Genomic DNA, 9,982 nt, shown 5'->3' with positions numbered 1-9,982 from the left:
ACCGGCCGGGGTCGGGCACGCTGGGTGACCAGGTGGAAGCCCGCACTCAACGCCTTCGCGATCACCTTCGAAGGCCGAATCAACTGAAATGTGCCAGGCCAGATCCACCGTTAATCTGACAGACCCGATGCCGGGGTGCCGCTCCACGTGCTGCAGCGCATCCTCGGGCATGCGTCGATCGAGACGACCAAGGGCTACCTGCATCCCGATCACCGGCAGCTGAACGAGGCCGCCCAACTCGCCAACCAGTTCCTCGCGAGACCGAAGACCCGGCAGAACAGGAAGGAGCCGCCCCACCGCAACGGACCCCAGCTCTGACGAACAACCGCCGCCCTCGGTTCCCGAGCCGGAGCCGAGGCCTCAACCTGCCCGGATTTTGGCCCACTAGATTTCCACTTTTTGGCCCACTAGACCCGAATCTGACCGACGCTCGACCGAACCTCGAAGCGACTCACGAACCTGCTCCGGGACCCGCCCCGAGCTCCGGCGAAGGTCACCAGAAACGAGAGAAGCCCTGACGAGAAATGGCTTCTCATCAGGGCTTTTTCGTCGGGTTGACAGGATTTGAACCTGCGACCCCCTGACCCCCAGTCAGGTGCGCTACCAAGCTGCGCCACAGCCCGTGGCATCATTTTTCAGTTGTTTTGGGCCGTCCGGGAGGGGCAAACCCCTTAACCCCCAGGCAGACGGATCGGTCTTTTCTCTCACTTGACCGGGGTTTTAGTGTTTCACACGTTGCAGATCACGTCAGGTTTTGCATGGTTTGCAGAGCGTTGGTCACTAAATTGGCCCACTAGTTCTGCATCCTGCCAGCAACATCCTGCAGGGTTAATGATGGGTTTATGGCGACCTCCTGGACGAAATTTCATGAACGTAGAGATCTCCTCCAGTTAAAGATGCCGCCCCCTGCGCCGGGAAGTCGCGGCACGATGTTCCTGTGAGTGTTGCCGAGCATGGCTTCTGGCCTGAGAAAGCGCGTATGGTGAGGAACATGTGGACAGTTCTTCTTATCTTGCTTGTGGCATGGGCGGTGCTGTCGATCGTAGGGTTCGTGTTCGAGGGCCTGCTCTGGTTGGCCATCATCGGAATCGTGCTTTTCGTCGGCACCCTGATATTCGGGCTGCTCCGGCAGCGCGCGAAGCGTTCGAAAGCATAACCCGCCTCTCCCTCACGTGGCTCAGCGGGGGATGTTCTCTTACGGTATGGCGTGCGTACCGCACGCCCCGGCATTGCTTGCTTGCGATCAGTCGGTTCGCCGGGCAACCCGGACTTGCAATGCACCGGGTCTGATTCCGACATTGACGCGGGTCACGTGGCCGAAGCTGTCTCCGTCGAGTTCGATCAAGTGCGGGATGTCGAAGCGCGCTTCGAACTGCCTGCCTTGAACGTACGCGAGAGCGTGGATATCCGGCGCGCGCTCGAGCACGCGCCGGCTGAGCCGGGAGCGGCGTGCGATGCCCTGCAGCGTGAGGCGCGTGCCGATCCGAGCCCACCCGAATCGTCCTTTCGGGCGCATCATGACCACGTCGAGAAGCCCGTCATCGATGACCGCGCTGGGGATCAGGAGCATGTTTCCGGTGAGTGTCCCGCAGTTGCCCACGATCACCGTGTGCGCCCGCGTGGACCTGACCCTGCTCTGATCGACTCGGTAGTCGAGATGGAAGAGCCGGTTGATGATGATCGATTTGGCGATAGGGGTGACGTACGCGAACCAGCCGAGGTGCTTCTTCGCGATTGCGCTCGTATACTCGGCCATCTCAGCGTCTAGACCGATACCTGCCATGACGACGAAGGCATGTCGTTGTGAGGTGCTGGTGGCATCTTCGAACTCGGCGATCCCGACGTCCACGGCCCGCGTCGCGCCGGTGAATGCCGTCTCGATGTTGCCCTCGACATCGCCGAGCGAGATACCGAGGTCGCGGGCTAGTAGGTTCCCGGTACCGGTGGGGATCGGTGCGATGGGAATCCCGGAGCTGTGGACGACGTCTGCGACGGCTCGGACGGTGCCGTCGCCACCGGCCACGATGATGACTGCCGGGTCACCCGCCAGGGCTTGCTCTGCCGCGGCGCGTCCGGAATCCTGTGCGTTGGTCTCGTGCCAGCGTGAAGCTGCCCAGCCCAGAGCTCGCTCATGCATCTCTACTGCAGCACGGACGCGCTCCAGTGGGATCTTCGCCGGGTGATAGACCACGGCGGCATGTGACCGCCTCACCGTCCCGTCTGCGCGAGGAAACCTCACGATGCTGCTGGCATCGTGAAGTGATTGCGCTGTTCGATGAGCGGGCAGGTGAACACTTCGCGTTCCCCGAGCCCGACACGGTTGATGTAGCGCACGACAATGGCGTACGAAGCGAACAATCCCGTCTGCAAATACGGGACATCGTGGGTTCGGCAGTATTCGGCGATGATCGGTGCTGCCTTGCGCAGATGCGGGCGAGGCATTGAAGGAAACAGGTGGTGTTCGATCTGATAGTTCAGGCCACCCATAGCAGTATCGAGAACACGGGTACCGCGGATGTTCCGGCTCATCATCACCTGGCGTCGCAGGAAATCGAGACTCACGTCGCTCCGCACGACCGGCATCCCCTTATGGTTCGGCGCGAACGAGGCTCCCATATAGAACCCGAACACACCAAGCTGCACGGCGAGGAACACGAACGCAATTCCCGGCGAGAGCACGATGAACACCAGCACCGGGAACCCGGTCAGCCGGATCAGCAGAAAGAGAATCTCCACCCAGCGCCGCTTCAGCTCGCCCCTTGCGAGCACTCGGCGTACCCCGGACGCGTGCAACGACACCCCTTCCAGGAGCAGGATCGGGAAGAAGAACACGCCCTGATGCGCCCGAAGCCATCTCAGCGTCCGGCTTCTCGGAGGTGTTCGACCCGGAGTGACGATGATCACCGGAAGGTCGATGTCAGGATCGGCACCCAACTTGTTCGGGTTTGCATGGTGGCGCGTGTGCTTATGCTGCCACCACCCATAGCTCATACCAACCAGCAGATCACCGAGGACGATGCTCACCCAGTCGTTCCATTTCCCCGATATGAAGATCTGGCGATGTGCCGAATCATGGCCCAGGAACGCGATCTGGGTGAAGAGGATCGCGAGAAACGCGGCAGTGAACAGTTGCCACCAGGTATCACCAATCCAGACGAACGCGAACAAGCCGCCGGCGAGGACCAGGGGCAGCCCGACCAGCTTCGTCCAGTAATACCCATACCGGCGACGCAGCAGCCCCTGTTCTCGGATCGTTTTCGCCAACGTCGTGAACTCGCTCCCGCCCTTGCCATTGACTGGCCGGCTCGTTCGTGGAGTCCGGGTCGAACGATACTCGTTCATGATGCACCTGAGATCCTGCGGGCTCGGGCGTCAAGAACGTCCGTGACCGCCCTCATCAGTCCAGTCATCGATCTGAGCGCGATCCGACCGGACACCGTTCGCCTCCGAGTCCACCGAATCCTGACCAGCTGGGGATGGGGCGAAAGTAACGGATTCCGCGAGAGCGGTGACCGCCGCGGTGCGCGCGTTCTCGCTCACAGCCGCGTTCTGGAACACGACCGCCGCCGCGTCCTGACGATCCCGGACCCCTGCGCTGATGTCGGCCAGGCGATCCGCGAGAACGCTCGCAAGTCCGTCGCGCAACTCCTCGAGGTTCGTGTTCGCGATCTCCAGGCGACGGTCCGAGATCGTCACCTCCACGGTCGGATAGCCGGCTTTCGCGAGAAAGTCACGGGTCTCGCTCCCCAGGATCTCGATCACTTCGTCCCGTTCGGGCCGTCGCGTGAACACGGCCTCCACCGTGTATCGATCCGGGGCCTCATCGGTCATCAGCGTGGCAGGCAACGAACCCACCAACACCGATCCCAGGCCCAGCGTCGCGGCGTCCACGCCGCTCGTTCGTGTCTGTGTATCCATGATCTGACGATACGCCCCAAACATGTACGCCTCACATCTTTGACGACCCTATGAAAAAACGCAGGAGAGGGCCGTGCTCTCAAGAATATTCGGGCCTCAGCAACGCACGAGTTTCGGCGCAGCCGCACGAGCGGAGTGCGCCGGTCAGCACCATCCCAAGGCCAGCCCTTCGGAGCTCCTCGAAACTGTATGCCTCACATCCGGGCGAGTTACGGTGAGGGCATGAGTGAGACGGAGAACACCGCGAGGAAAGGCCCGGATCATCGACGGGTCGCGCGGAAACGGGCAGAACGATGGGAACGCGCTGTGCAGGACTCCGGGCACGCGTACGCCCCCACCGAAGAGACCGCCCTCCACCGGGAGGCCGAGATCAACCGCGAACAAGACGACGACCAGACTGGATGCTACCTCGCGGGGGTAACGTGACGTCCTTGAAACTGCTCAACAGGCAGCGCCGACTCTTATTTTGAGCACCGGCAAGGACTCGCGGTCCCGGCTCCGTCGTCCATCACCCCACGGACTGGGGCATGAGACCGGTACAGCTCCCTGGGAGCTGCCGACAGTTCCGAGGAGGTCGATCCTGCGAGTTTGAGATCCGTTCTGCCGGAGGTCTCCCGCCGAACTCGTTGATGCGCCCGGTGCCGAGCGGAGGCTTTTACTCTTGAGGCGATACTTCAGTCGGCCTTCGGATGGGTCCCCATTCGCGACTCGTCTGAACGGGAAAGCTCCGAGCTTTCGTCGATGTGGACGACGGTGAGATGGATCTCCACAGGGGCACAGCCGCGATCGGCACACAGCGCGGTAATCGCTGCGTGTACTCGGCGACTGGTTTCAGCAGCTCCCGCGGCGGCGAGCACGCCTATCGCGGCCTCTGCTCGCGGGCCGTCCGGCGTATGCTCCCAGCGGACAAGTGGCGCTTCATTCGGTTGAGCTCCGAGGAGCTGAGCGCCGGCATCGACCACTTTCGAGATGATGCCGCCAGTGCGGAAGATCGAAGCGACACCGGGAATGGCCCTGATCGCAGTCTCGATGTCCTCGGCCATTGCCTGATCCGTCGGCTCGGTCATCGGTTTCCTTCTGTCCGGTTCTGAAGCTGCTGGATATCGTGCACGGTGATGTCGATGCCGGTCACGTTCAGCGTAGTGTGTGTCATCACACGTGCACTGATCTCACTGCGGAGGCGTTCTGCAAGATCCGGGATCGGTTCGCCGTAGGGCACGCTGACATCGACGCGGATTCGCACCGGTTCCCCCGGTACCGTGACATCTCCGTCGAATCGGCATTTGCCGATAACGACGCCGGGCACGGTGTGCTCCGCCGCGCGGATCACGCCCCGGACGGCACCCTCGGTGATGCCCAAGTCGGCTTCGAGCGCGGGCGCAGGCAGTGGGATGCGCCGTCCGGCGCGCGCGTCCAGAGTGATGCCGGCGAGGATGCTCTGCACCCAGGTGTCGTCGGGCTCCGGTTCCGCCGAAGTGTCGGCTGCAAGGAGCTCGGGGGTGAGCTCTCGAAGACGGGTCAGGGCATCCAGAGCGATGCGGCAACCGGGCGAGCCTTCGATCGAAGCATCCACAGGGGTGCGCCCGGCATCGAGGTAGTCAGAGAGCTCTTCAATGGTGTGCCCATCGAGGTCCTCGAACTCGGTCACGCGGCCCCGCGGATCAGGGGTGTCGTGTTCGTTCATCGCCACTGCTCCATTCGAACAATGATGTCTTTTCGTGCACGGGCGAGCAATCCCCGAACCGTCGATACCGGGAGGTCCAGTTCTTGGGCGATCTCCTCGTAGCTATAGTCGCCCAGCTCTCGCAGCACCCAGCATTCACGCTGGGCGTCGGGGAGCCGATTGATCGCGTCGCTCAACGCCGCGATCCCTGCTCGCGCTTCCGCTCGTCGCGGCGGGGCCATCTGATCCGGTGCCGGTAGCTCTGTCTCGCTCAGATCGGAGTGGGGTCGGGTGGATCGGATGCGGTCGATCGCTTTGCGGCTGGTGATCCGCATGAGCCAGCTCTTCACCCGCCCGGGATCATCCAGCTTCGGGAGCTGGTCCCAGGCGGTGATGAACGCGTCTTGGACGACGTCGTCGACATCCGCGCTGCCCGGAAGGATCCGCCGCGTGTAAGCACGCATCATCGGGGTGTACCTGCGAACAAGCACGGCGAATGCTGCCGTGTCTCCGTCTGCGGCGCGTCCGGCGATGATCCGGTCGTCCGCTGACTCCAACGGGTTGCGGTAAGGCTCACTGCTCATCCTTCATCCCCCTGACACCAAGGGCACCTCTCCTTCGAGGGCCAACGGTGCGACGACCGCCCGTTGGCCCTCATCCTTACCCGTTTCCGTCAGTTCGTCCATGGCTTGTGAGGTTGGGTCACTTCTTCGCGCGGCGACCGGTGATCAGGCCATAGATGAGCAACACCAGGATCGATCCGCCGATCGCGAGCAGCCAGGTCGAAAGGTTGAAGAAGCCCTGCAGGTTGACGTTGAAGATGAGGCCGCCGAGCCAGCCCCCGAGCATCGCCCCGACAACACCGAGCAGCAGGGTGACGAACCAGCCACCGCCTTGCTTGCCGGGGAGGATGAGCTTGGCGATCGCGCCGGCGATCAGCCCGAGAATGAGAAAACTGAAGAAGCCCATGAGAGCAGTCCTTTCGAATGAGTGAAACGGGGTAATCGGGGCGGGCGATCTCGCCCGCCCCGATGGCGCGGTTACTTCTTGAACACGTCCTTGACGTCCTCGACCTTGTCTCTGATGGTTCCCTTCGCCTGGTCCGCTTTGCCTTCGGCGACGAGTTTGTCATCGTCGGTCGCTTTGCCGACAGTCTCCTTCACCTGACCGGTGACCTTGTCGGCTGCGGCCTTGATCTTGTCTCCAGTGCTCATCGTGTGATTTCCTTTCATTCTCTGGAACGCTCCCGGGGTCTGGGAGCGACGTTCTGGGGCAGCGCCTTGCTGCACTTTTGCCCTAGCTGCCGAGAAAGTTCTTGCGTGCCTTCTCGAGCGACTTTTGGGCGTTCTTCGCCATGCGCTTGCGTGACTTCTTCGCTTCTGGGTTCGTCCAGAGCCGTTCGAGCTGGTGTCGCAGGTCCTCGTAGTTCTTCCCGCGCGCTTTTGCCGACTCCACGCCGACCAGATAGGCGGCAACAGCGATCACCGCAAGTATCAGGATGTTCTTCCGCATCGATTGTTCCTTTCGTCAAGCCCCGGTAACGCGGGGGTCAGTTCACTCGGGATTGGTCAGCCGCGAGCCGCGAGCGGATCCCGGAATGGATCGTCACGATCGTCGAGATCTCCCGCCCCAGCAAGGTCGCCAGGCGGTCGACGAGCCCCGTCACCGTTTCGGCGACCTCGGCAGGTGAGACGTTCTGCCTCGGCGTGACGCTCACATGAAGGACATCGGCGCCCCACAGTCTGCGGGCGTTCACATTCGAGGAGAGGATCTCTTCACGCGACTCGAGGGATCGGGTGATCGCGTCGGCCGCGAATCCATGACGGATCGTGACCGACCCTAGTGCCCCGGTCCCGGCCTCTTCGCGGATCACCACGATGCTTCGTCCACCACCCAGCCGGGCGATGACGATCACCGCGATGACCACCATCAGCGCCAGCAGAGCGAGGATCGCCAGAGTGAACCAGCTCACCGTAGTCGCTTCCGAAATGCGCGACGCCTGATCCGCGCTCACCATCCAGTCCACCCCGGTCGATGACCAGCTCTTCCAGAGGTCGCCGGCAACAGGCCACAACATGGCCATCACCGTTGCACCGCCAACGCCGATCAGCAGAACGCCGACGATGAAGAGGACCGCTCGGTTCACGCCTCGGTTCGTGGCATTCATGACATGGCCTCTCCATCTGCGGCACGCAGGACTCGTGCCCGCACCTTCACACGGGGCGACAACTCGTAACCGGCCAGTTCCGACTCTGCCACCGCGCGTACATGACGCCTATCGACGGGTTGTCCGGGCGCTGGCCTGACGGTGATATCCGCGCTGCGGTGACCGACACCTACGACGACGGCGCCTTTGGAGAGGTCCAGCTCACGCCGCACCCGCTCCGCGACCGACGACGCGATCACTCCGTTATCCACAAGCACCGCATACGAGGAGGATCCCAGCTCGTGCTTCGGCCTTCGGCCGGCGCCGAGAGCGAACCACACGAGAACCACCCCGGCAACCGCCGCGAGGAGTCCTCCTGCGACGACCAGGCCCTGATGCTGGTCCGGCAGCTCCTGCAGCCACGTCAGCGCGGCTCCGGGCGCGACCAGCAACGGACCAACACCGAGAAGATGTAGGACAATCTCGACACCCACGTAGATCGCAGCAACTACGACTAGCGCAAGGACGATCACGGTCGAGACGGTGCGCGGAGAGTGTGTCTCTCGACGCACCACGCGCTTCAGCACGGCACTCGTCATCTACCTCACCCGCTTTCGCTTCGGGATGATCGCTCCCGTGACGGTGAATGACACACGGCGGATGTCCCGTCCTGTCAAACGCGCGAACTCTTCAGCGAGTTCGGCCTGAAGTGCACGAACCCGTTCGAGGACCGGCACCGCAGCCTCGATCGCCTCGAGATCGCTGAGATCGGGGACGGGGAGCTTCGCCGCGATTCGCACGGCAAGACCTCCGCCCCACTCAGCCGTTTCGACGTTCACGTCGTCTCGAGACACACCGATCGCGACCGCTGACGTTTCCCGAACAACCTTGTCGATGACGCGCTCATGCACCCGAACGCTCCCAGGCGCCGGCGAAACAGCATCAGGTGTGCTCGCAATGCTCGGGGATGCAACGGTCAGCACGCTCATGACGAGGTTCGCCTCCCCGTGAACGCGCTCGCGAGCGCTCGGAGATCCAGCTCACCCGACATCGCTCGCCCGGTCAGAGCCCCGACCACCATGAGCAGCGCGACCAGCAGGAATCCCCAGAACCCGAAGATCAGCGCAGCGAAAGCCAGCACTGCGCCGACCAGCGCCCCGGTCAGCGTCGCACTCATGAGACGCGCGACTCGATGTCGTCGTCGGCGTCGTCAGTCGGGAGGTGCACATCATTCACGTCGATATTGACCTCAACGACCTGCAAACCGACCAGACGAGTGATTGCCGCGGTCACCGCGCTGCGAACGTTATCGGCGACCTCCTGGATCGGCGCCGGATAGTCGACCACGATCGTGATATCCGCGGCAGCCTGCGTCTCACCCACCTCGACCTTCACTCCCTGCGTGAGATCCGTCGCGTTCACCGCGTCACGAATCGCACCGAATGCACGCGCCCCGCCGCCGCCAAGCGCATGCACCCCCGACACCTCACGAGCAGCGATGCCCGCGACCTTCGCGACCACGCCCTCGGCGATCGTCGTCCGTCCCGCAGACTGGCTGTCGTCACCAGCAGCGCCTTGGAAGGTCGAAGGTACACGATCCACGCGCGAGGTGTGCCCGGGCGTCTTCCCAGCCCGAGTCGCAGGAGTGCTCCCTTCGGAAGCAATAGTCGTGTTCATCTCATCCGTAGCCATCTGAACTACCTCCATACATCAGCAGCGCAGCCTACAAACCGCACCAGTCAACGAGCGAAGAACGACGCTCTACATATGAGACGGTCCCTGGCTACCGATCGTCACGAAGTCGCGGAGCGAACGAGCCCAGCACATCAGCAAGATCGACAACGACACCACCACTTAACGGCCCCAGCGACACGAAGAAGTCCCCGCTCTCCGAAGAGAGCAGGGACTCAAACTCAGTGACCGTGAGGCCTAAACGCTACTTGCCCGCGGGCTGCTCCGGTGCCTTCGGCTTCTCCTCGGCCGGGGTGCCGGCTGCTTCCTTCGCCTGAGGGTTCGGTGCTGCGTTCTTGTGATCGGACATGATGTCCCTGCTTTCTGGTAGAGCGCTCGAGAAGGTCTGGAGCCTCTATGCCTGACAGTACTCCGGATAGGGGGAGGCAAACCGAGAGGGTCTGCTGCACGAGTTGGTGACAGCTTGGTCAGGCAGCGAGTGCGACCTGCTCGTTCATGATGGCCTCGTACTCGACCGGCGTCAAACGCCCGAGCCTGGCCTGTCGCCGCCGCCGGTGATAGGT

Annotated in this window: 17 protein-coding genes and 1 tRNA gene; 3 read left to right on the top strand and 15 right to left on the bottom strand. The window is 62.8% G+C overall.

Going from position 1 to position 9,982, the window contains the following annotated elements; translation table 11 throughout:
- Nucleotides 1–135: 135 nt before the first annotated feature.
- Nucleotides 136–318, top strand: a complete 183-nt coding sequence (locus J4H91_RS14965) for a hypothetical protein (RefSeq protein ID WP_208047051.1) — start codon at nt 136–138, stop codon at nt 316–318.
- A 231-nt stretch (nt 319–549) separates the two neighbouring features.
- Here J4H91_RS14965 and J4H91_RS14960 read toward each other — a convergent pair.
- A tRNA-Pro gene (locus J4H91_RS14960) sits at nt 550–623 on the bottom strand.
- A 314-nt stretch (nt 624–937) separates the two neighbouring features.
- On the opposite strand from J4H91_RS14960, the gene J4H91_RS14955 reads away from it, so the two are divergent.
- Nucleotides 938–1,156, top strand: a complete 219-nt coding sequence (locus J4H91_RS14955; protein WP_208047053.1) for a hypothetical protein — start codon at nt 938–940, stop codon at nt 1,154–1,156.
- 87 nt (nt 1,157–1,243) lie between these two features.
- Here the strand turns inward: J4H91_RS14955 and J4H91_RS14950 are convergent, their stop codons facing one another.
- Genes J4H91_RS14950 through J4H91_RS14940 form a run of 3 tightly spaced genes read right to left on the bottom strand, consistent with a single transcriptional unit; the run spans nt 1,244 to nt 3,918 of the window.
- Nucleotides 1,244–2,191 carry a diacylglycerol/lipid kinase family protein gene (locus J4H91_RS14950; protein ID WP_341783569.1) on the bottom strand — a complete coding sequence of 316 codons (948 nt, stop codon included), beginning with the start codon at nt 2,189–2,191 and terminating at the stop codon, nt 1,244–1,246.
- Nucleotides 2,192–2,235: 44 nt separating this feature from the next.
- A complete protein-coding gene (locus J4H91_RS14945) occupies nt 2,236–3,342 on the bottom strand; it encodes a fatty acid desaturase family protein (protein WP_208047050.1) in 1,107 nt (368 codons plus the stop codon).
- Between the two features lie 30 nt (nt 3,343–3,372).
- Nucleotides 3,373–3,918: a hypothetical protein gene (locus J4H91_RS14940; RefSeq protein WP_208047049.1), complete on the bottom strand. Its 546-nt coding sequence runs from the start codon at nt 3,916–3,918 to the stop codon at nt 3,373–3,375.
- Between the two features lie 222 nt (nt 3,919–4,140).
- On the opposite strand from J4H91_RS14940, the gene J4H91_RS14935 reads away from it, so the two are divergent.
- Nucleotides 4,141–4,344 (top strand): hypothetical protein, encoded by a 204-nt coding sequence (locus J4H91_RS14935; RefSeq protein WP_208047048.1) that lies wholly within the window; start codon nt 4,141–4,143, stop codon nt 4,342–4,344.
- 248 nt (nt 4,345–4,592) lie between these two features.
- Here J4H91_RS14935 and J4H91_RS14930 read toward each other — a convergent pair whose 3' ends face one another.
- The 11 genes from J4H91_RS14930 to J4H91_RS14880 form a co-directional block, all read right to left on the bottom strand.
- A complete protein-coding gene (locus tag J4H91_RS14930) occupies nt 4,593–4,985 on the bottom strand; it encodes a hypothetical protein (RefSeq protein ID WP_208047047.1) in 393 nt (130 codons plus the stop codon).
- Nucleotides 4,982–5,602, bottom strand: a complete 621-nt coding sequence (locus J4H91_RS14925) for an Asp23/Gls24 family envelope stress response protein (RefSeq protein ID WP_208047046.1) — start codon at nt 5,600–5,602, stop codon at nt 4,982–4,984. Before J4H91_RS14925 ends, J4H91_RS14930 begins: the two co-directional genes overlap by 4 nt.
- Nucleotides 5,599–6,165, bottom strand: coding sequence for an RNA polymerase sigma factor (locus J4H91_RS14920; RefSeq protein ID WP_208047045.1), 567 nt, complete (start codon nt 6,163–6,165; stop codon nt 5,599–5,601). Before J4H91_RS14920 ends, J4H91_RS14925 begins: the two co-directional genes overlap by 4 nt.
- 118 nt (nt 6,166–6,283) lie before the next feature.
- Nucleotides 6,284–6,550, bottom strand: coding sequence for a GlsB/YeaQ/YmgE family stress response membrane protein (locus J4H91_RS14915; RefSeq protein WP_055346123.1), 267 nt, complete (start codon nt 6,548–6,550; stop codon nt 6,284–6,286).
- A 71-nt stretch (nt 6,551–6,621) separates the two neighbouring features.
- Complete coding sequence (locus J4H91_RS14910) at nt 6,622–6,795, bottom strand: CsbD family protein (RefSeq protein WP_208047044.1); 174 nt, start codon at nt 6,793–6,795, stop codon at nt 6,622–6,624.
- An 82-nt stretch (nt 6,796–6,877) separates the two neighbouring features.
- On the bottom strand, nt 6,878–7,093 hold the full coding sequence (locus tag J4H91_RS14905; protein WP_208047043.1) for a hypothetical protein: 216 nt from the start codon (nt 7,091–7,093) through the stop codon (nt 6,878–6,880).
- Between the two features lie 37 nt (nt 7,094–7,130).
- Nucleotides 7,131–7,748: a hypothetical protein gene (locus J4H91_RS14900; protein ID WP_208047042.1), complete on the bottom strand. Its 618-nt coding sequence runs from the start codon at nt 7,746–7,748 to the stop codon at nt 7,131–7,133.
- Nucleotides 7,745–8,326 carry a DNA/RNA endonuclease G gene (locus tag J4H91_RS14895; protein ID WP_208047041.1) on the bottom strand — a complete coding sequence of 194 codons (582 nt, stop codon included), beginning with the start codon at nt 8,324–8,326 and terminating at the stop codon, nt 7,745–7,747. The genes J4H91_RS14900 and J4H91_RS14895 overlap by 4 nt, the downstream gene beginning before the upstream one ends.
- Nucleotides 8,327–8,716 (bottom strand): NTP pyrophosphohydrolase, encoded by a 390-nt coding sequence (locus tag J4H91_RS14890; RefSeq protein ID WP_208047040.1) that lies wholly within the window; start codon nt 8,714–8,716, stop codon nt 8,327–8,329.
- On the bottom strand, nt 8,713–8,904 hold the full coding sequence (locus J4H91_RS14885; RefSeq protein WP_208047039.1) for a DUF2273 domain-containing protein: 192 nt from the start codon (nt 8,902–8,904) through the stop codon (nt 8,713–8,715). Before J4H91_RS14885 ends, J4H91_RS14890 begins: the two co-directional genes overlap by 4 nt.
- On the bottom strand, nt 8,901–9,419 hold the full coding sequence (locus J4H91_RS14880) for an Asp23/Gls24 family envelope stress response protein (protein WP_208047038.1): 519 nt from the start codon (nt 9,417–9,419) through the stop codon (nt 8,901–8,903). The genes J4H91_RS14885 and J4H91_RS14880 overlap by 4 nt, the downstream gene beginning before the upstream one ends.
- Nucleotides 9,420–9,982: the final 563 nt, after the last annotated feature.

The organism is Leucobacter ruminantium, assembly GCF_017565705.1.
GTDB classification, from domain to species: domain Bacteria; phylum Actinomycetota; class Actinomycetes; order Actinomycetales; family Microbacteriaceae; genus Leucobacter; species Leucobacter ruminantium.
The sequence above is the reverse complement of the archived record's forward strand: the minus strand, read 5'-3'. Positions and strand labels throughout refer to the sequence as shown.